Below are 19,342 nucleotides of genomic sequence, written 5' to 3' on the forward strand. Positions count from 1 at the left end.
GGCCGGTGGCTGTTGGTGGGTGCCGACCGTTGGTCGGCACATCTGTCAGATATCGATGTTCAATGGGGTCGGATCCCGTTGCTGCGCAACGGGCTCTGACCCCATTTGGGTGAAGTCGATGGACTTTCTTACGAGGCTTTCAGGCAGCTGCTCATGAAGGTCTTGCGGGCGTCGCCGGCGAGCTTTTTGGTCGCGGCATCGGCGTTGCACTGCTTCATGCGCTCCTGCGGGGTGGCGGCCTTGGTGTCGGTGGCGTGGCCGCTCAGGCAGGCGCTCTGCGCGGTCTTGTAGGCGTCGCCCTTCAGCCCTTTGTTCTTGGCCGAGCAGTCGGCCATGCGCTGCTGTTGCGGGGTGGCGGCGGCGGCGGCCAGGGGCAGGCCGATCAGCAGGGCGGCGGCCAGCAGGAACGAGGCTTTCATGGCATCTCCAGGGCGTGCGGTGCGTGTGCGCGGAGCATTCGCCTGCTGGCTGGAAAGCGACGTGAAGATTCGCGATCGTCCTGGTAACGCTTGCCTGGGGATAGCGATCAGCGTATCGGTGGGCATCCTTTCCGACGCACTGGAGCACGTCCATGACATCCGCTGCCGATTCTCATCCGGAGACCGATCTGGTCATCAGCCGCGTGTTGGCCGCGCCGCGGGCGGCGCTGTGGCGGGCGTGGACCGAGCCTGAGCTGTTGCGGCAGTGGTGGTGCCCACGGCCGTGGACCACCGAGGTGCGTGCGTTCGAGCTCCGCCCCGGCGGTGCGTTCCATACCTTCATGCAGGGCCCGGAGGGCGGCACCAGCGATAACCCGGGGTGCTTCGTCGAGATCGTGCCGCAGCAGCGCCTGGTGTTCACCTCGATGCTGGGTGGCGGCTGGCGGCCGCACACCCCGTGGCTGGGTTTCACCGCGGCCATCACCTTCGCCGACGAAGGGCAGGGCTGCCGCTACACTGCGCAGGTCATGCACCCGGACAAGACAGTCCGTGACCAACACGAGCAGATGGGGTTTTTCGATGGCTGGAACATGGCCATCGACCAGCTGCAGGCGCTGGCGGCCGGGCTGTAGTTTGGACGGGGTCAGAGCCCTTTCTGCGAAAGGGATCCGACCCCGGGGTCAGATTCCTTCAACCGGATCACACCACGCGGGTACCGAAAATGCGGTCGCCCGCATCGCCCAGGCCCGGCAGGATGTAGCCCTTGTCGTTGAGCTGGGCATCGATGGCCGCAGTGTAGATCTCCACGTCCGGGTGCGCGGCCTTGACCGCGTCGATGCCTTCCGGTGCGGCGACCAGGAAGATGCCCTTGATGCGGCGCGCGCCCGCGCGCTTGAGCATGTCGATGGTGGCGATCAGCGTGCCGCCAGTGGCCAGCATCGGGTCCAGGATCAGCGCATCGCGCTCTTCCAGACGGCCGGTCAGGCGCTCGAAATAAGGCACCGGCTGCAGGGTTTCCTCATCGCGCTGCAGGCCGACCACGCTCACGCGCGCGGCCGGGATCAGCGACAGCACGCCGCTGAGCATGCCCAGGCCGGCACGCAGGATCGGCACCACGGTGATCTTGGCGCCAGCGATGCGCTGCACGGTCACCGGGCCGGCCCAGCCGGGGAGGGTGTGCGGCTCGGTCTCCAGGTCGGCGGTGGCCTCGTAGGCCAGCAGCGTGCCCAGTTCGTTGGCCAGCTCGCGGAAATCCTTGGTGCTGAGCGCGGCGTTGCGCATCAGGCCGATCTTGTGCTGCACCAGCGGGTGGCGCACTTCGACGATCTTCATGGTCGGGAATGGGGTCTGTAGAGAGGCCTCCATTTTGCCGGATCGGCGCTGCGAAGCCCACGCCGGATGCAATGAATGTGCTGAACGGTGTCACCGCCGTGCAACTTTGCGGACATACCGTGCAGACCCATTCTTCACAGGTATGGGGCTCCACCGTGCACATCAAGACTCCGCTGGCCATGGCCATCACCGTGACCCTGGCGCTGGGGGCCGCGGCACCGCTGCAGGCCGCCGGGCAGCAGGCCTTGGCCGCCACCGGCGTGGTTGCCGCCGATGCGGTCGATCTGGACCGCATCGAAGTGCGCGCCCAGCTCGAATCGCAGGTCCGCGCGGTTGATCTGAAGCGCAGCAGCGACGCCATCGAAGACGCGGTGTCCTCCGATGCCCTGGGCCAGTACCCGGACAAGAACGTGGCCGAGTCGCTGCAGCGCCTGCCGGGCATCAGCGTGACCCGCGACCAGGGCGAAGGCCGCTTCGTGGTCATCCGTGGCCTGGATGCCAACCTCAACAGCGTCAGCATCGATGGCATCGCCGTGGGTACCCCGGAAGATTCCAGCCGCGCCGCGCCGCTGGACGTCATTCCCTCCGATTCGACCGAGCGCCTGCGCGTGGTCAAGTCGCCGACCCCGGACATGCCGGGTGACGCCATCGGTGGCGCGGTGCTGGTCGAATCGGCCTCGGCCTTCGACCGCGACGGCCGCAGCCTGCGCGGCAAGATCGAAGCCAGCCACCAGCAGCTGTCCGGCGAGACCAGCCCCAAGGCCTCGTTCAACTACAGCGAAGTGTTCGCCGACACCTTCGGCATCGCACTGGGCGTGAACTACCAGAACCGCAAGTTCGAGTCGGACAACACCGAAGTCGAGTACGACAATCTTGATGGTGACATCGATCCGCAGGACGTGAAGCCGGGTGACGTCACCGCGATCAACCTGCAGAACCGCAAGTACGAGATCGAGCGCAAGCGCATCGGTGCCAACCTCAACATGGACTGGCGCCCGAACGAGGACAGCAAGTACTACCTGCGCACGCTGTACAGCCAGTTCGACGATGCCGAAACGCGCCAGCGCGTGATCTACAACTTCGATGACGCCGACATGGTGGCCACCGGCACCGACCAGTACCGCCTGGACGACCTGCCGGCCGATGCGATCCAGAAGCGCATGCGCTACCGCACCAAGAAGGAAAACACCTTTGCTGCCAGCCTGGGCGGCGAGAACAAGCTGACCAACGCGGTGGTGGACTACAAGATCGGTTACACCCGCACCGAAGAGCGCGTCAACGACGAGATGGAAGCGCGCTTCGAGCTGGATGCCGACGACATGTCCGGCACCCTGGACCAGCGCAGCCGCCTGCCGACCTACACGCTCAGCAGCAACGACTGGATGGACAACGCGAACTACGCGTTCGACCGCTTCGTGATCTCGCCCAAGCAGGTCAACGACGAAGAGCGCAGCGCGCAGGTCAACGTGCGTTTCGACGGCGACAACAGCAGCATCAAGTTCGGCCTGCTCGGCCGCTGGCGCGACCGTGATGTCAACGTGGACGAAAGCGAACTGCGCCGCGGCCCGGACATCGACCTGGCCAGCTGGACGGCCGCCGATCTGGAACACCGCCATGGCGTGATGGGGCAGGGCATGAGCTCGGCCGCGATGCGCAGCTACTGGGCGCAGAACGGCAGCCGCTACACCGCGCGTCCGCAGGACGTGGCCGGCAACGCCGCGACCTCGCTGGAAGAGGATTACACCGCCAGCGAAGACATCTTCGCCAGCTACGCGATGGGCACCTGGGACATCGGATCGCTGCGCATCATCGGCGGCGTGCGCGTGGAGAACACCCGCTTCAAGGCCACCGGCAACAGCGTCGAGCTGGACGACGATGACGGCTACACCGTCAGCCCGGTGGAGGCCAACCGCAGCTACACCAACGTGCTGCCGGGCCTGCACCTGCGCTACGACGCGGCCGACGACTGGGTGCTGCGTGCCTCGGCCAACAAGACGGTCTCGCGTCCGTCCTTCGGTGACATCTCGCCGCGCCGCGCGCTGAACGCCGGTGACGAAGAGCTGCGCCTGGGCAATCCGCAGCTGGATCCCTACGAGTCGAAGAACATCGACCTGTCGGTCGAGAAGTACATCGGCACCACCGGCATCGTCTCGCTGGGCCTGTTCCACAAGTCCATCGATGGCTACATCGTGGAGACCGTGAGCCAGAATGATCCGGCTTACGACGGCCTCGACGTGACCCGCCCGATCAACGGCCGCAAGGCCACCGTGCGCGGCGCCGAGTTCAACTGGCAGCAGCAGCTGGCGTTCCTGCCTGGCGCGCTGGACGGCCTGCTGGTCGGTGCCAGCGGCACCTGGCTGGACACCAAGTTCGATGCCGGCATCGCTGACCGCGAAGGCGAGGAGTTCATGCTGCCGCGTGCCTCCAAGCACGTGTACAGCGCGCACATCGGCTATGAGAAGTACGGCCTGAGCACGCGCCTGGCTGCGGTCTATCGCAGCGAGTACCTGGACACCGTCGGTGCCGGCCGTGCGTTCGACATCTACGTCGCGCCCAACACCCAGCTCGATTTCTCGCTGGACTACAAGTTCACCCCGCGCATCAGCATGTACTTCGAAGCGCAGAACCTGCTCGACAAGCCGCTGGAGCTGTACCAGGGCACCCGTTCGCGCACCCTGCAGATGGAAGAGTACGGCCGCACCTACGCTGTCGGCCTGAAGGTGGCCCTGTGATGGCGCGTGGCATGACCCTGCTGGCAGCCGCGATGGCTGCCTGCCTTGCCGCCGGCTGCACCCCGGCGGCCGCTCCGGCCGGCGCCGATGCCGCCGCGAAGGCCCCGGCCGGGACCGCACGCTCGGTGTCGACCATCGCCGAGGCCTTCCTCAGCCCGATGACGCCGGACGACAACATCGATTCGCCGGCCGCCTGGAAGGCACCGGACGGCAAGACCTGGCTGATCGCCACCGCCAAGGCCACCGACAAGCTGGTGGTGTATGACGGCAGCAATGGCCAGCACCTGCGCGACGTCGGCACCGCCGGCACCGCACTGGGCCAGTTCGATCGCCCCAACGGCATCTCGATCACCGACGACCTGCTGTGGATCGTCGAGCGTGACAACCACCGCGTGCAGGTGTTCTCGCTGCCCGATTTCACCCCGCTGGCGGTGTTCGGTGCCGACGACCTGCGCAAGCCCTATGGCCTGTGGGTCGACCGCCGCGCCGATGGCTACAGCGTCTACGTCACCGATTCCTGGGACAACGGCGAAGACGCACAGGGCAAGGACATCCTGCCGCCGCTGGCCGAGCTGGACAAGCGCGTGCGCCAGTACCACGTGACCCGCGATGGCGCCAAGGTCGAAGCGACCCTGGCCGCCAGCATCGGTGATACCAGCGAAGCCGGCGCACTGCGCGTGGTCGAGTCGATCTGGGGTGACCCGGCCAACGACCGCCTGCTGATCGCCGAGGAAGACGAAACCTACGCGAGCGAGTTCAAGGTCTACACGCTGGCCGGCCGTTTCACCGGCACCACCTTCGGCCGCGATGTGTTCAAGGCGCAGGCCGAAGGCGTGATGCTGCGGACCTGCGGCAAGGACGGCTGGTGGATCACCACCGAACAGGGCAAGCAGCGCAGTGTGTTCCACTTGTTCGACCGCCATACCCTGAAGCCGGTCGGTGCCTTCCAGGGCAACACGGTCGCCAACACCGATGGCATCTGGATGATGCAGCAGCCGAGCCCGCGTTTCCCGCACGGTGCGCTGTATGCCGTGCATGACGACCAGGGCGTGGTGGCCTTCGACTGGGAGGCCATCGCCAAGCAGCTGTCTCTTCCGCTGGAGTGTGGCGCATGAGCCGTCGTTGCATGAACGCCCTTGCGCTGGGCCTGCTGCTGGCGATGCCCGCATTGGGCTTCGCCGCCGCCGAACCGAACACCCAGGTGCCGGTGGGCAGCCATCACTACGCGGCCACCACCGTGCCGGACCGCATCGTCGCCTCGCCGTCGGTTGATCCCAGCCAGGGCTTCGCCGTGGCCTGGCGTACCGATGACAGCGTGCGGGCGCCGCTGCTGGAAATCGCCCTGGCCGGTGATTCGCCGGCCATCGAGGGCATCCGCCAGGTACGCGCGAAGACCCAGGTGCTGAAGACCGAGAACGGTGTGTCGCACCACCATCGCGCCGAGGTTGATGGGCTGAAGCCGGACACTCTGTACGTGTACCGCGTGCAGGGCAATGGCAGCTGGAGTGCCTGGAACCAGCTGCGCACGCTGGGCAAGGCCGGCGAGCCGCTGACCCTGCTGTACTTCGGTGATACCCAGAACAAGAACCTCAGCCATGTCAGCCGCGTGGTGCGTGCCGCGCAGAAGACCGCACCGGAGGCGCGCATGAGCCTGTTCGCCGGTGACCTGGTCAGCGGTGGCGACGGTGCCGATGACAGCGAATGGGGCGAGTGGTTCGCCGCCACCAGCTGGCTGGCGCAGGAAACCCTGGTGGCCCCGGCCATCGGCAACCACGAGTACTTCGAAGAGTTCGAGGACACCCCGCAGGAACGCCGCGTGCTGGGCAGGCACTGGCCGGTGACGTTCGCGCTGCCGGGCAACGGTGCCGCAGCGGCTGCCAGCAGCACCTACTGGTTCGATGTGCAGGACGTGCGCGTGGCCGTGCTCGACGGCACCTCCGCACTCGACCTGGGCACGGCCCAGGCACAGGCGCAGTGGCTGGACAAGGTGCTGGCCAACAACCCGCACCCGTGGACCATCGTGCTGCTGCACCAGCCGTTCTATTCGCCGCGCGAAGGCCGCGAGAACACCGCGCTGCGCGACGTGCTGCTGCCGGTCGTGCGCCGCCACAACGTCGACCTGGTGCTGCAGGGCCACGACCACACCTACGGCCGCCGCGGCGAAGGCGAGGCCGCCACGCCGCAGTACGTGGTGACGGTGGCCGGGCCGAAGCAGTACCGCCTGTCCGACGAGGCACGCCGGACCATGGATCCGGTGGCCGAGGATACCCAGCTGTTCCAGGTGCTGAAGATCGATCCGCAGCACCTGCGCTACGAAGCACGCACCGTGACCGGCCGGTTGTACGATTCCTTCGAGCTGCGCCGCGACGCTGCAGGTACCAAGCAGCGCGTGGAACTGCGCGAAGACCGCATCGCCCCGCGTGACTGCCCGCGTGCGCAGACCGCCAAGGGCCGGGCGGACCGTTGCTGGGAATGAGGAGTGACCGCATGAACACAGCTCGACGCATCGCCCCGCTGGCCGCCCTTGGCGCAGCCCTGTTGCTGGTCGTCGGTGCCGTGACCGCCGCCGACAGCGTGCTGCATCCGTTCCTGGCCGCGCAGCCGAAGCAGGCCCCGGCCGAAGTGAACCTGGCGGTGGAGATCCCGGCTGGCAGCTTCACCAAGTACGAGATCAAGGAAGATGGTCTCGTACACGTGGACCGCTTCCAGTCGATGCCGGTGGCCTATCCGGCCAACTACGGCTCGATGCCGCGCACGCTGGCCGGTGACAACGATCCGCTGGATGCCCTGGTGCTGACCCGCGAACCGCTGCATCCGGGCGTGATCGTGCGCTTCCGCCCGATCGGTTATCTGAAGATGATCGATGGCGGCGAGCACGACGAGAAGGTCATCGGCGTGCCCACCGACAAGGTCGACCCGACCTACGCCAACATCCGCGACCTGTCCGATCTGCCTGAGATCGAACGGCAGCGCATCGAGGCGTTCTTCCGGGTCTACAAGGACCTGCCGGCCGGCCGCAACCCGGTGCAGCTCAATGGCTGGGGCAATGCCGCCGAAGCCCGTGCGCTGATCAGCGAGGCGATGAAGCGCTTCGAAAAGTAGATCCACGCCACGCGTGGATTCACCCCTGCAACGTCTCGATGAATGACTCGGCCTGCAGGCGGTCGCCCAGCACCCGGGCCACCGCCTGCACGGCCGCTTCCTGGTGCTCGGCGCGGATGCCGCCATCGTCATCGTCGTTGAAGAGATCGTCGCCGGCATCCAGATACACGGTGCCGGCCGCCGCCAGCGCCGCCATCAGAGTCGGCAGGTCGTCGGCGAACGTATCGACGTCCCAGCTTCCGCAGCCATGCCGTGCAAACAGAACGCGGCCATCGTCCATGTCGAGGATGAAGGGATCGGCGCCGAGGTCAGCCACGACCAGCCAGTTGGCGGGCCAGTCCTCGATCGGTTCGCCGTCCACGCCGTTCCAGCGGTAACCGGCCTGGTAGCTCCACAGACGCTGCAGCGGGGGCACCCACACCTCAAGCCCGGGAAGGGTGATGCCGGCATGGCCGACCTTGGCGTTGATCTCGCGCCCCAGCGGTCCGACCTGCGCATAGAAGCGGGCCAGCACCGGCGGCAGCGGGAACGGGCCCTGCCAGTCCTGTTCGTGCTGGGCCTGCAGGGGGCCGAAACGGGCGAAGGCAGCGTGCAGGTCATTCATGCGGGGGCGTTCCGGCAACGGGCCCGGCAGCCTAGCAGACGGGCCCTGCGTGCAGTGCCTTCACCGCGGCTGGCTATCATGTGTGCCATCCAGAACGAAGGCGATGCACGTGTCGGTAGCGTTGGTGTGGTTCCGCCGCGATCTGCGGCTGCAGGACAATCCGGCCCTGCAGGCCGCGCTCGATGCCGGCCATGACGTGGTGCCGGTCTATATCCATGCGCCGCAGGAAGAGGGCGAGTGGATGCCTGGCGCGGCGTCGGATGCCTGGCGCCATCGCTCGTTGGCCGCACTCGATGCCGACCTGCGCGCGCGCGGTTCGGCGCTGGTGCTGCGCAGCGGTGAGAGCTTGGCCACGCTGCAGGCACTGATCGAGGAAACCGGCGCCGAGGCGGTGTACTGGAACCGCAAGTACGAGCCGGCCACCCAGCCACGCGACGCCACCATCAAGCGCACGCTGCGCGAGCAGGGCATCGATGTGCAGAGCTGCAACGGCAGCCTGCTGTTCGAACCCTGGGACATCGCCACCCAGCAGGGGCAGCCGTACAAGGTGTTCACCCCGTACTGGCGCAACGTGCTCAGTCACTGGCGCCTGCCCGCGCTGCAGGCCGCGCCGAAGCAGCTGCCGGGGCACGAGGTCCACAGCCTCGCGCTGGAAGAACTGCAGCTGGCGCCCACGCTGGACTGGGACACCGGCTTCTGGGAGCACTGGCAGCCGGGCGAAGCCGGTGCGCTGGAGGCGCTGTCGGTGTTCGAGGATGGCGCCCTGCGCGGCTATCGCGAGCAGCGCGACCTGCCGGACCGGGTAGGTACCTCGCGGATGTCGCCGCACCTGCATTTCGGCGAGATCGCGCCGTGGCGCATCGCCCATGCGCTGGAAGCCCTGCGCAGCGCCGGCACCGATGCCGATATCGATGGCTACCTGCGCCAGCTCGGCTGGCGCGATTTCGCCTATCACCTGCTGCATCACTTCCCGAAGACGCCGAACGAGAACCTCAATCCGCGTTTCGATCGTTTCCCGTGGGCCAACCCCAGCAGTACGCAGCTGCATGACTGGCAGCGCGGCAACACCGGCGTGCCGATCGTCGATGCCGGCCTGCGTGAGCTGTGGCACACCGGCTACATGCACAACCGGGTGCGCATGATCGTCGCCAGCTACCTGTGCAAGCACCTGCGCGCGCACTGGCTGCACGGTGCGCGCTGGTTCTGGGACACGCTGGTCGATGCCGACCTGGCCAACAACACCATGGGCTGGCAGTGGGTGGCCGGTACCGGCGCCGACGCAGCGCCGTATTTCCGGGTGTTCAATCCGGTCACCCAGGCCGAGAAGTTCGATCCGCAGGCGCGCTACATCACGCGCTGGGTGCCGGAACTGGCGGCGCTGCCGGTGAAGGCGCGCTTCGCGCCCTGGCAGCATCCGCTGCTGCTGGCCGACAAGGCGCCGGGCTATCCGCGCACGCCGCTGGTGGATCTGGCCGCAGGTCGCGATGCCGCGCTGGCGGCCTATCGGAGCACGGGTGGCGAGTAAAGCGGGTAGATGAAGGCCGGCTCAGAAAGCTGAATGCAGCACGTCCGGCCTTCACATCCATCATCCCGGCATCGCGCCGGGCTGTATATCCTCCGGGTCGTTCGCACGCCGCACTGGCCGGCATCCAAGGAGACCACCATGATCCGCAACACCACCCGCAATGTCGCCCTGGCCCTGATGACCGCTGCCGCGCTGACGGCGTGCGCCACCGGCGGCTCCTATGTGCAGAGTGACCAGTACGGCAACCCGACCGAGCAGCAGAACCGCACCGGTCGTGGCGCCCTGATCGGTACCGCCGTCGGCGTGGCCGCCGGCCTGCTGAGTGGCAACAGCGCCACCGAGCGTCGCCAGCACGCGCTGGTCGGTGCCGGCATCGGCGCGCTGAGCGGCGCGGCCATCGGCAACTACCAGGACCGCCAGGAGCGCGCCCTGCGTGAGCGCACCGCCAACACCGGCATCGACGTGCAGCGCCAGGGCGACAACATCACCCTGAACCTGCCGGACGGCATCACCTTCGATTTCGGCAAGTCGGCACTGAAGCCGCAGTTCTACGGCTCGCTCAATGGCGTTGCCAGCACGCTGAACGAGTACAACCAGACCATGATCGAAGTGGTCGGCCACACCGACAGCATCGGCAGCGATGCGGTGAACAACCGCCTGTCGAAGGAGCGCGCCGATTCGGTGGCGCAGTACCTGGTGGGGCAGGGCGTGCAGCAGGTCCGCATCGAAACCCTGGGTGCAGGCAAGGCGTATCCGATTGCCGACAACAGCACCGATGCCGGCCGCGCGCAGAACCGTCGCGTGGAAATCCGTGTGATTCCGCTCAAGCAGTAACGCGCAGCGTTACTGCTGTTCCGGCAACGCCGGAACAAAAATGCCGCCCTTGCAGGCGGCATTTTTTGTAGGTGCCGAGCCTTGCTCGGCACGCCATGGAACCGTCCGCCGCATGTCCTGCTCTTGGGTCGGCACGCTCGACGGCTCCGGCTCTGGTAGGCGCCGACCTTGGTCGGCACGCTCTGGCCTTTGTAAAGTCGAGCCATGCTCGACTGCTTTCAGGAAGTCGAGCATGGCTCGACTCTACAAAAAGCGGTCGAGCAAGCTCGACCCCTACCAGGGCACCAGCACATCACCCGGCCGCCGTCGGCCGCACCACGATCTCGTTCACGTCCACATCGCCCGGCTGCTCGATCGCAAACCGCACCGCGCGCCCAATCGCATCGGGCTGCAGGGCGATGGCGCGGTACTGCACCATCGCTTCTGCCGCGACCGGATCAGTGATGGTGTCAGCCAGCTCGCTTTCCACCACGCCCGGATGGATGCAGGTCACCCGCAGCTCGCGGTGCTCCTGGCGCAGGCCCTCTGAAATCGCACGCACCGCGTACTTGGTCGCGCAGTACACCGCTGCCGTCGGCACCACCGACAACGCACCGATCGAGGCGATGTTGATGATCTGCCCCTGGCCACGCGCCTGCATGTGCGGCAGCACGGCGGCGATGCCGTGCAGTACGCCGCGGATGTTGACGTCGATCATCCGGTCCCACTCGTCCACCTTCAACGAGGCCATCGGCGAAAGCGGCATGACGCCGGCGTTGTTGACGATTACATCAATGCTGCCGAATTCCGCCAGCGCGGCGGCGGCGAACGCATCGACCTGCGCGCGCTGGGTCACGTCCAGCGCCTGCACCAGCACCTGCGCACCTTGCCCGCGCAGTTCGTCGGCCAGTGCCTGCAGGCGGTGCACACGGCGCGCGCCGAGCACCAGGCGTGCGCCAGGCTGGGCCAGCGTGTGGGCAATGCCGGCGCCGATGCCGCTGGACGCGCCGGTGATGAGGATGGTTCGGGAAAGGCTCATGGCAGGACTCCTGTACGGATGGAAAGGGTCGGTCTGGACCCGGTGTCGCCACGGTAGATCGCCCGCGTTGTCGCGATAAGATGGCGATTGCCGATCAGCCTGTTAAGGATTGCTAACCAATGTCTGTCGATCTCAATGCCCTTGCCGTGTTCCAGCGGGTGGCCGAGTGCCGCAGCTTCACCGGTGCGGCCGACCAGCTGGGCGTGACCCGGTCCGCGGTCAGCCAGACGATCAGCAAGCTGGAACAGGCGCTGGGCATCGCCCTGGTCCTGCGCACCACGCGCAGCGTCAACCTGACCGATGCGGGGCAGGCACTGCTGGCGTCGGTGCGCCCGGCCCTGGCCGAACTGGACACCGCACTGGAGGCCACGCAACGGCGCCAGGCCGCGGTGTCCGGACAGCTGCGGCTTGCGGTCTCCTCCATCGCCGAAGCCTTCCTCGCTGGGCCACTCCTGGCCAGCTTCGCGGCAAAGCACCCCGCGCTGCAGCTGGACATCATGGTAAGCGACGAGGAATTCGACATCGTCGGCGCAGGCTTCGATGCGGGCGTTCGCTTGGGCGAAGTCATCGCTCAGGACATGGTTGCCGTGCCCGTATCGGCACGGCAGCGGCAGCTGGTGGTGTGCGCGCCGTCGTACCGCGATCAGCACACGCTGCCGGCGCATCCGCGTGAGCTGGCCGAGCATCGCTGCATCGGCTGGCGCAGTGCGCCGGGCAAGGCGCCGTATCGCTGGGAATTCGAGGAGCGCGGCCGAGAGTTCAGCGTCGATGTGCAGCCGGAAATCACCAGCAACGACATGGGCGTGATGGTGCGCCTGGCGCTGGCCGGCGCGGGCATCGCCATCGGCATGGAAGAGACGTGGCGGCCGTGGCTGCAGCGCGGTGAACTGGTGTCACTGCTGGAGCCGTACTGCCCGCGTTTCGCGGGCTTTTTCCTGTATTACCCAAGCCGTCGCCAGGCCGAACCTAAGCTGCGCGCGCTGGTCGAGCACGTATTGGGTTGATGCGCGGTGACGTGCCGGACGGCGGCCGGCACTACCGTCGGTCATGCCGCAGCAGTGACCTTCTCGAGGATGCGCTTGCCACTGCTTTCCAGCGCGGCGTCTTCCTTCTCCTGCTGCTGCCGTGCCAGCTTCGCCGCCGGGCACTGCGCCAGCATGTAGTTGGCGTCGAAGTTGAGCTTCTCCACCAGGAAATCGACGAAGGCACGCACCTTCGGCGAGACCAGGCGGCCGCCGGCAAACACGGCGTTGAAGTCCACCTCCGGCCCGGTCCAGCCGGCCAGCACGCGGCGCACCATGCCCGATTCGACGAACGGCTTGGCCATCACGTCGCCGGTCAGCAGCAGGCCTTCGCCACACACCAGCGCGCCGTTCAACGCCGACATGTCGTTGGCGGTCATCAGTGGCGTCACCGGGAAATCGCGCAGCTCGCCACCGTTCTCGCCCAGCTGCCAGGTGAAGCGCGGCGAATTGCCGGTGTGGTACGGCTTGCGCATGGCCAGGATGCGGTGGAACTGCAGTTCTTCCGGGTGCAGCGGCTCGCCGTAGCGTTCGATGTAGGCCGGGCTGGCAAACACCTGCGTACGCAGGCTGCCGAGCTTCCGCGCGACCAGGTTGGAATCGGGCAGGGCGCCGACGCGCAGCGCAAGATCGGCTTCGCCTGCAATCAGGTCCAGCTTTTCGTTGCCCAGGTGCATGTCCAGGCGGATTTCCGGGTACTGCGCATGGAACTGGCCCAGCAGCGGCGCGATCCAGGTGATGCCGATGGCGTAGGGCACGGTGAAGCGCAGCCAGCCACGCGGGCCGGACTGCAACTGGCTCACCGCGCTCTCGGCTTCTTCCAGTTCGCGTGCGATGCGCTGGCAATGCTCGTGATAGATCGAACCGGCTTCGGTGAGGCCGAGGCGGCGCGTGGTCCGATGCAGCAGGCGCGCACCCAGGCGCGTTTCCAGCTCCTGCACTTTGCGGCTGACCGTGGTCTTGGGCAGGCCGAGCGATTTGGCAGCGGCAATGAAGCTGCCTTGCTCGACCACCTTGACGAAGATCAGCGTCTCGTTGAGATCGTGGGACATGGTCGGGATCCTGGACGGCGGGGATGGGACAATCGTGACAGATCGATTGGACCGGGGACGGGATGATTATTCCCCTTAATCCGGACTAATCAAGTAAAGGTTTGAGGTCTATCGTGGCGCCATTCGTGAAATGGAGCTCGTCCCCCATGAGCCTGCGCAACATTCTTGACCACTTCCGGCGTGCCGGCCAGAACGCTCTGGACCAGGCCATGACCGTGGAAGCTCGCCCCAGTTCCTTGGTACACAAGGATTTCCGGGAGTTCACCGCGCCCGTCCGTAGCCAGCGCGGCAGTTCGATCCGTCTGGTCCCCCGCCAGGGCGACCGACTGCGTCGAATTGGGACTATCCCGGATTTGGGAGGAAATGTCCCGTGAATGGGATTCTGACGCCCGAAGTCCTGGTCCTTGGCGGCACCGGTGCCGTCGGCCAGGGCGTGGTCGGTGCCCTGCTGGAGGCCGGCAGTCCGGTCCTGGTGGTGGGGCGCGACCCGGGCCGACTGGCGGCACTGCACGAGCTGTTCGCCGATGAGCCCGGCCTGCAGACGATGCTGGGTTCGCTCAGCGACGACGGCTCGGCACGGGTGCTGGCCGAACGCGTGGCGCAGCGTCCGCGCCCGCTGGCCGCCGTGGTCGCGGCGATGGGCGGCCCGTACAACCGCGGCCGTGTCATCGACCGCAGTGGCGATGCCCTGCTGGGTGCAATGCAGGCCGACCTGATGCCGCACGCCCACGCGGTGCGCCACCTGCTGCCGCTGCTGCAGGACAACCCGCACGCCCGCCGCTACGTGATGATCGGCAGCCCCGCCGGTGCCAAGCCCTGGGCTGGCTACGGTGAAACCTCGATCACCACCGCCGCGCTGCGCATGTACGCGCAGGTCGTGCACCAGGAAGCGCAGGCACTGGGCGTGCGTGCGCAGATGCTGGAAGTGTGCAGCCCCGTGTGCACCCCGGCCAATGCGGCCAACGCCTGCATCGAGTGGCCCAGCTCGCTGCTGGTCGGCCGCCGCGTGGTGTCCCTGCTCGATGGATGCCGCGACAACCGCGCCATCGTCCGCTGCGACAGCAGCGATGCGGAACTGCCGCGCGGCCTGTTGAACCTCGACCTGCCACCGCTGTGGCGCGACACCGCAGGCGTTGCTTGACCTCAACCATCGTTGAGGTCGCAGGCTACGCCGCCGTTTCACCGATCTTCGATTTACACGCACTACCACCCCTTCCGTACGGATGCATGCCATGACTTCCCCCAACACCACCCCACATCGTTTCAGCCGTCGCCTGGCGATGGCCGGCGTGTCGATCCTCGCAGCCGCGGTGCTGGCCGCCTGCAGTGGCGGCCATGCCGAAGAGGCCGGCGCGCCGCCGCCGCCGCAGGTCAGTGCCGCCCCGGTGCTGGTCAAGCCGATCAGCCAGTGGGACGAGTTCAGCGGCCGCGTCGAGGCCGTGCAGAGCGTCGAACTGCGCCCGCGCGTCTCCGGCTACATCGACAAGGTCAACTACGTGGAAGGCGAAGAAGTGAAGAAGGGCGCCGTCCTGTTCACCATCGACGCCCGCAGCTACCAGGCCGAGTACGATCGCGCCGCCGCCGAACTGGCCCGCGCCCGCACCCAGGCCAGCCTGGCCCGCAGCGAGTCCGAGCGTGCCAAGCGCCTGTCCGAGCAGCAGGCCATCTCCACCGAGACCGCCGAACAGCGTCGCGCCGCGGCCGACCAGTCCGGTGCCGCGGTGCAGGCCGCGCAGGCCGCACTGGATGCCGCCCGCCTCAACCTGGAATTCACCAAGGTGCGCGCGCCCATCGACGGCCGTGCCGGTCGCGCGATGGTCACCGCCGGCAACCTGGTCACCGCCGGCGACAGCGCCAGCGTGCTGACCACGCTGGTCTCGCTGGACACGGTGTTCGTGTACTTCGATGCCGACGAAAGCACCTTCCTGCGCTACGCCCAGATGGCCCGCAAGGGTGAACGCCCGAGCGAGCGTGACAGCGAACTGCCGGTGAAGGTCGGCCTGTCCGGTGAAGAGGGTTACCCGCACACCGGCAAGGTCGACTTCCTCGACAACCAGGTGGCCCGCAGCACCGGCACCATCCGCGTCCGCGCGCTGCTGGACAACGCCGACCGCCAGTTCACCCCGGGCCTGTTCGCCCGCGTGCAGCTGCTCGGCAGCGGCCAGTTCCAGGCCATGCTGATCGACGACAAGGCCGTGCTGACCGACCAGGACCGCAAGTACGTGTACGTGGTCGACAAGGATGGCAAGGCCCAGCGCCGCGACATCCAGCTCGGTCGCACCGCCGAAGGCCTGCGCATCGTCGAGAGCGGCCTGGCCGCGGGTGACAAGGTCATCATCGACGGCGTGCAGAAGGTCTTCATGCCGGGCATGCCGGTGCAGGCCAAGGCGGTGGCGATGCAGCCGCCGGCCGCTGCACCGGGCCGCGATGCCACCGCCGCCCTGAACCACTGATCCGCCGTCTCCTGATCCAAGTTTCCGCTTAGCTGCCGGCGCCAGCGGCAGCCTTCCCTGCCTTCGTCATTTTGACGAGGGGCAGGGCGGCTGTTGCCCGTCGGCGGCATTTCCCAGGAATTCCTCCATGGACTTTTCCCGTTTCTTCATCGACAGGCCGATCTTCGCGGCGGTGCTGTCGATCGTGATCTTCGCCGCCGGCCTGATCTCGATCCCGTTGCTGCCGATCGGCGAGTACCCCGAAGTGGTGCCGCCGTCGGTGGTCGTGCGCACGGTCTACCCGGGCGCCAACCCCAAGGTCATCGCTGAAACCGTGGCCACCCCGCTGGAAGAGGCGATCAACGGCGTCGAGGGCATGATGTACCTCAAGTCGGTGGCCGGCTCCGATGGCGTGCTGCAGATGACCGTCACCTTCCGCCCGGGCACCGACCCGGACGCGGCGGCGGTGAAGGTGCAGAACCGCGTGGCGCAGGCGCAGGCGCGTCTGCCCGAGGACGTGCGCCGGCAGGGTGTGACCACCCAGAAGCAGTCGCCGACCTTCCTGATGGTGGTGCACCTGACCTCGCCCAATGGCAAGTACGACACCCTGTACCTGCGCAACTACGCCCGCCTGCACGTCAAGGACGCGCTGGCCCGTATCCCGGGCGTGGGTGATGCGCAGATCTTTGGTGGCGGTGACTACGCCATGCGCGCCTGGCTGGACCCGGACAAGGTGGCCTCGCGCGGCCTGACCGCCAGCGACGTGGTCGCCGCCATGCGCGAGCAGAACGTGCAGGTCTCGGCCGGCCAGCTCGGTGCGGAACCGCTGCCCAACAGCCAGTTCCTCACCCTGATCAACGCCCAGGGCCGCTTGAAGTCCGAGAAGGAATTCGGCGACATCGTGCTCAAGAGCGGCACCGATGGCGAGATCGTGCGCCTGGCCGATGTGGCCCGCGTGGAACTGGGCGCTGGCGACTACACCCTGCGCTCGCAGCTGGACGGCAAGAACGCGGTGGGTATCGGCATCTTCCAGGCACCGGGCGCCAACGCGCTGGAAATCCGTGATGCGGTCATCGGCACCATGGACGAGATGCAGAAGACCATGCCGGCCGACGTGAAGTACGAGGCGGTGTATGACACCACCATCTTCGTGCGTGACTCGATCAAGGCCGTGGTGTCCACCCTGCTTGAAGCCATCGCCCTGGTGGTGCTGGTGGTGATCCTGTTCCTGCAGACCTGGCGTGCCTCGATCATTCCGCTGATCGCCATGCCGGTGTCGGTGGTGGGTACCTTCGCCGCGCTGTACCTGCTGGGCTTCTCGATCAACACGCTGAGCCTGTTCGGCCTGGTGCTGGCGATCGGCATCGTGGTCGACGATGCGATCGTGGTCGTCGAAAACGTTGAACGCAACATCGAGGAAGGCCTCACCCCGCTCGCGGCGGCCCACCAGGCCATGCGCGAAGTGTCCGGCCCGATCATCGCGATCGCGCTGGTGCTGTGCGCCGTGTTCGTGCCGATGGCCTTCCTGTCCGGCGTCACCGGTCAGTTCTACAAGCAGTTCGCGGTCACCATCGCCATCTCCACGGTGATCTCGGCCATCAACTCGCTGACCCTGTCGCCGGCCCTGGCCGCGCGCCTGCTGAAGCCGCACGGTGCAGCGAAGGATGCGCCGACGCGCCTCATCGACCGCCTGTTCGGCTGGGTGTTCCGTCCGTTCAACCGCTTCTTCAAGTCCAGCTCGGAGAAGTACGAGCGTGGTGTCTCGAAGATCCTCGGCCGTCGTGGCGCGGTGTTCGTGGTCTACGCGATCCTGCTGGTTGGTACCGGCCTGGTCTTCAAGGTGGTGCCGCCGGGCTTCATCCCGACCCAGGACAAGCTGTACCTGATCGCCGGCGTGAAGCTGCCGGAAGGTTCGTCGATCGCGCGTACCGATGAAATGCTGCGCAAGGTCGCCAAGATCGCCCAGGAAACCGATGGCGTTGCCCACACCATTTCGTTCCCGGGCCTGAACGCGCTGCAGTTCACCAACACGCCCAACACCGGCGTGGCGTTCATTCCGCTCAAGCCGTTCGCCGAGCGTCATGGTCGTACCGCTGCGCAGATCAACGCCGAGATCAACCAGAAGATCGCCGGGCTGCAGGAAGGGTTCGCCTTCGCGATGATGCCGCCGCCGATCCTCGGTCTGGGCAACGGCAACGGCTACCAGATGTTCATCCAGGACCGAGGCAACCTGGGCTATGGCGCGCTGCAGAATGCCGTGCAGGCGATGCAGGGCACCGTCGCGCAGACCCCGGGCATGGCCTTCCCGATCACCAGCTACCAGGCCAACGTGCCGCAGCTGGATGCGGAAGTGGACCGCGTGAAAGCCAAGGCCCAGGGCGTGCAGCTCACCGAGCTGTTCGACACCCTGCAGACCTACCTGGGTTCGGCCTACGTCAACGACTTCAACCAGTTCGGTCGTACCTGGCAGGTGATCGCCCAGGCCGACGGCCCGTTCCGCGAGAGCGTCGAAGACATCGGCAAGCTGCGTACCCGCAATGATCGCGGCGAGATGGTGCCGATCGGTTCGATGGTCACCATCAAGCAGACCTTCGGCCCGGACCCGGTGCTGCGCTTCAACGGCTACCCGGCCGCCGACCTGGCTGGTGAAGCCGACCCGCGCCTGCTGTCCTCGGCCGAAGCGATGAACAAGCTGACCGAGATCGCCGGCAAGGTGCTGCCGGTGGGCATGACCACTGAATGGACCGACCTGAGCTACCAGCAGGCCACCCAGGGCAAGGCTGCCTTCATCGTGTTCCCGGTGGCGATCATGCTGGCCTTCCTGGTGCTGGCGGCGCTGTACGAAAGCTGGTCGCTGCCGCTGGCGGTGATCCTGATCGTGCCGATGACCCTGCTGTCGGCCCTGTTCGGTGTGTGGATGACCGGTGGTGACAACAACGTGTTCGTGCAGGTCGGCCTGGTGGTGCTCATGGGCCTGGCGTGCAAGAACGCGATCCTGATCGTCGAGTTCGCCCGCGAACTGGAAATGGGCGGCAAGGGCATCGTCGAAGCGGCGTTGGAAGCCTGCCGCCTGCGCCTGCGTCCGATCGTGATGACCTCCATCGCGTTCATCGCCGGCACCGTGCCGCTGGTGCTGTCCCATGGTGCAGGCGCCGAAGTGCGCTCTGTCACCGGCATCACGGTGTTTGCCGGCATGCTGGGCGTGACCCTGTTCGGTCTGTTCCTGACCCCGGTGTTCTACGTGGCCCTGCGCAAGTTCGTCACCCGCAA

17 protein-coding genes and 1 pseudogene are annotated in these 19,342 nt (G+C 66.9%); 12 read left to right on the forward strand and 6 right to left on the reverse strand.

The window, feature by feature from the left end:
* Positions 1 to 128: 128 nt before the first annotated feature.
* Positions 129 to 419, reverse strand: coding sequence for a PsiF family protein (locus tag IAE56_RS10770; protein WP_200752543.1), 291 nt, complete (start codon positions 417 to 419; stop codon positions 129 to 131).
* 152 nt (positions 420 to 571) lie between these two features.
* Between IAE56_RS10770 and IAE56_RS10775 the strand changes: the two genes are divergently transcribed.
* The gene (locus tag IAE56_RS10775) at positions 572 to 1,051 is read left to right on the forward strand and encodes an SRPBCC family protein (RefSeq protein ID WP_200752544.1); all 480 of its coding nucleotides are present in this window, start codon (positions 572 to 574) and stop codon (positions 1,049 to 1,051) included.
* A 67-nt stretch (positions 1,052 to 1,118) separates the two neighbouring features.
* On the opposite strand, the gene upp is transcribed toward IAE56_RS10775, so the two are convergent.
* A complete protein-coding gene (gene upp / locus IAE56_RS10780) occupies positions 1,119 to 1,751 on the reverse strand; it encodes a uracil phosphoribosyltransferase (RefSeq protein ID WP_200752545.1) in 633 nt (210 codons plus the stop codon).
* Positions 1,752 to 1,906: 155 nt separating this feature from the next.
* Between upp and IAE56_RS10785 the strand changes: the two genes are divergently transcribed.
* From IAE56_RS10785 to IAE56_RS10800, 4 genes are read left to right on the forward strand one after another with little or no spacing between them, the layout of a single operon-like run.
* Positions 1,907 to 4,483 carry a TonB-dependent receptor gene (locus IAE56_RS10785; protein ID WP_200752559.1) on the forward strand — a complete coding sequence of 859 codons (2,577 nt, stop codon included), beginning with the start codon at positions 1,907 to 1,909 and terminating at the stop codon, positions 4,481 to 4,483.
* Complete coding sequence (locus IAE56_RS10790) at positions 4,483 to 5,598, forward strand: phytase (RefSeq protein WP_200752546.1); 1,116 nt, start codon at positions 4,483 to 4,485, stop codon at positions 5,596 to 5,598. The genes IAE56_RS10785 and IAE56_RS10790 overlap by 1 nt, the downstream gene beginning before the upstream one ends.
* Before the next feature lie 11 nt (positions 5,599 to 5,609).
* The gene (locus IAE56_RS10795) at positions 5,610 to 6,959 is read left to right on the forward strand and encodes a metallophosphoesterase family protein (RefSeq protein WP_234456020.1); all 1,350 of its coding nucleotides are present in this window, start codon (positions 5,610 to 5,612) and stop codon (positions 6,957 to 6,959) included.
* An 11-nt stretch (positions 6,960 to 6,970) separates the two neighbouring features.
* Complete coding sequence (locus IAE56_RS10800) at positions 6,971 to 7,585, forward strand: inorganic diphosphatase (protein WP_200752548.1); 615 nt, start codon at positions 6,971 to 6,973, stop codon at positions 7,583 to 7,585.
* A gap of 19 nt (positions 7,586 to 7,604) precedes the next feature.
* On the opposite strand, the gene IAE56_RS10805 is transcribed toward IAE56_RS10800, so the two are convergent.
* The gene (locus IAE56_RS10805) at positions 7,605 to 8,189 is read right to left on the reverse strand and encodes a hypothetical protein (RefSeq protein ID WP_200752549.1); all 585 of its coding nucleotides are present in this window, start codon (positions 8,187 to 8,189) and stop codon (positions 7,605 to 7,607) included.
* A gap of 109 nt (positions 8,190 to 8,298) precedes the next feature.
* Between IAE56_RS10805 and IAE56_RS10810 the strand changes: the two genes are divergently transcribed.
* Positions 8,299 to 9,714, forward strand: a complete 1,416-nt coding sequence (locus tag IAE56_RS10810; RefSeq protein ID WP_200752550.1) for a deoxyribodipyrimidine photo-lyase — start codon at positions 8,299 to 8,301, stop codon at positions 9,712 to 9,714.
* Between the two features lie 138 nt (positions 9,715 to 9,852).
* Complete coding sequence (locus tag IAE56_RS10815) at positions 9,853 to 10,548, forward strand: OmpA family protein (RefSeq protein ID WP_079221528.1); 696 nt, start codon at positions 9,853 to 9,855, stop codon at positions 10,546 to 10,548.
* A gap of 9 nt (positions 10,549 to 10,557) precedes the next feature.
* On the opposite strand, the gene IAE56_RS10820 is transcribed toward IAE56_RS10815, so the two are convergent.
* Together IAE56_RS10820 and IAE56_RS10825 are read right to left on the reverse strand one after the other, a co-directional pair.
* The gene (locus IAE56_RS10820) at positions 10,558 to 10,782 is read right to left on the reverse strand and encodes a hypothetical protein (protein ID WP_200752551.1); all 225 of its coding nucleotides are present in this window, start codon (positions 10,780 to 10,782) and stop codon (positions 10,558 to 10,560) included.
* Between the two features lie 58 nt (positions 10,783 to 10,840).
* Entirely contained in the window at positions 10,841 to 11,566 is a 726-nt protein-coding gene (locus tag IAE56_RS10825) for an SDR family oxidoreductase (protein WP_200752552.1), read from the reverse strand.
* Positions 11,567 to 11,685: 119 nt separating this feature from the next.
* Between IAE56_RS10825 and IAE56_RS10830 the strand changes: the two genes are divergently transcribed.
* Positions 11,686 to 12,570, forward strand: a complete 885-nt coding sequence (locus IAE56_RS10830; RefSeq protein WP_200752553.1) for a LysR family transcriptional regulator — start codon at positions 11,686 to 11,688, stop codon at positions 12,568 to 12,570.
* 41 nt (positions 12,571 to 12,611) lie between these two features.
* On the opposite strand, the gene IAE56_RS10835 is transcribed toward IAE56_RS10830, so the two are convergent.
* A complete protein-coding gene (locus tag IAE56_RS10835; protein WP_108768548.1) occupies positions 12,612 to 13,640 on the reverse strand; it encodes a LysR family transcriptional regulator in 1,029 nt (342 codons plus the stop codon).
* Positions 13,641 to 13,786: 146 nt separating this feature from the next.
* Between IAE56_RS10835 and IAE56_RS10840 the strand changes: the two genes are divergently transcribed.
* The 4 genes and pseudogenes from IAE56_RS10840 to IAE56_RS10855 all read left to right on the forward strand — a co-directional run.
* Positions 13,787 to 14,014 carry a hypothetical protein gene (locus IAE56_RS10840; RefSeq protein WP_108768549.1) on the forward strand — a complete coding sequence of 76 codons (228 nt, stop codon included), beginning with the start codon at positions 13,787 to 13,789 and terminating at the stop codon, positions 14,012 to 14,014.
* Positions 14,011 to 14,781 carry an SDR family NAD(P)-dependent oxidoreductase gene (locus IAE56_RS10845; protein ID WP_108768550.1) on the forward strand — a complete coding sequence of 257 codons (771 nt, stop codon included), beginning with the start codon at positions 14,011 to 14,013 and terminating at the stop codon, positions 14,779 to 14,781. Before IAE56_RS10840 ends, IAE56_RS10845 begins: the two co-directional genes overlap by 4 nt.
* Before the next feature lie 91 nt (positions 14,782 to 14,872).
* Positions 14,873 to 16,093, forward strand: coding sequence for an efflux RND transporter periplasmic adaptor subunit (locus IAE56_RS10850; RefSeq protein ID WP_108768551.1), 1,221 nt, complete (start codon positions 14,873 to 14,875; stop codon positions 16,091 to 16,093).
* Positions 16,094 to 16,220: 127 nt separating this feature from the next.
* Positions 16,221 to 19,340, forward strand: a pseudogene (locus tag IAE56_RS10855) (multidrug efflux RND transporter permease subunit); the annotation flags it as partial.
* Positions 19,341 to 19,342 lie beyond the last annotated feature (2 nt).

The sequence above is a fragment of the Stenotrophomonas sp. S41 genome (assembly GCF_016624625.1).
GTDB lineage: Bacteria > Pseudomonadota > Gammaproteobacteria > Xanthomonadales > Xanthomonadaceae > Stenotrophomonas.

Bases quoted from the DNA above. Each gene is read 5' to 3' on its own strand.
- IAE56_RS10805 (WP_200752549.1), bottom strand. From the start codon at position 8,189: ATGAATGACCTGCACGCTGCCTTCGCCCGTTTCGGCCCCCTGCAGGCC.
- IAE56_RS10815 (WP_079221528.1), top strand. From the start codon at position 9,853: ATGATCCGCAACACCACCCGCAATGTCGCCCTGGCCCTGATGACCGCT.
- IAE56_RS10795 (WP_234456020.1), top strand. From the start codon at position 5,610: ATGAACGCCCTTGCGCTGGGCCTGCTGCTGGCGATGCCCGCATTGGGC.
- IAE56_RS10775 (WP_200752544.1), top strand. From the start codon at position 572: ATGACATCCGCTGCCGATTCTCATCCGGAGACCGATCTGGTCATCAGC.
- IAE56_RS10825 (WP_200752552.1), bottom strand. From the start codon at position 11,566: ATGAGCCTTTCCCGAACCATCCTCATCACCGGCGCGTCCAGCGGCATC.
- IAE56_RS10830 (WP_200752553.1), top strand. From the start codon at position 11,686: ATGTCTGTCGATCTCAATGCCCTTGCCGTGTTCCAGCGGGTGGCCGAG.
- IAE56_RS10790 (WP_200752546.1), top strand. From the start codon at position 4,483: ATGGCGCGTGGCATGACCCTGCTGGCAGCCGCGATGGCTGCCTGCCTT.
- upp (WP_200752545.1), bottom strand. From the start codon at position 1,751: ATGAAGATCGTCGAAGTGCGCCACCCGCTGGTGCAGCACAAGATCGGC.
- IAE56_RS10850 (WP_108768551.1), top strand. From the start codon at position 14,873: ATGACTTCCCCCAACACCACCCCACATCGTTTCAGCCGTCGCCTGGCG.
- IAE56_RS10820 (WP_200752551.1), bottom strand. From the start codon at position 10,782: ATGCTCGACTTCCTGAAAGCAGTCGAGCATGGCTCGACTTTACAAAGG.
- IAE56_RS10835 (WP_108768548.1), bottom strand. From the start codon at position 13,640: ATGTCCCACGATCTCAACGAGACGCTGATCTTCGTCAAGGTGGTCGAG.
- IAE56_RS10770 (WP_200752543.1), bottom strand. From the start codon at position 419: ATGAAAGCCTCGTTCCTGCTGGCCGCCGCCCTGCTGATCGGCCTGCCC.
- IAE56_RS10840 (WP_108768549.1), top strand. From the start codon at position 13,787: ATGAGCCTGCGCAACATTCTTGACCACTTCCGGCGTGCCGGCCAGAAC.
- IAE56_RS10800 (WP_200752548.1), top strand. From the start codon at position 6,971: ATGAACACAGCTCGACGCATCGCCCCGCTGGCCGCCCTTGGCGCAGCC.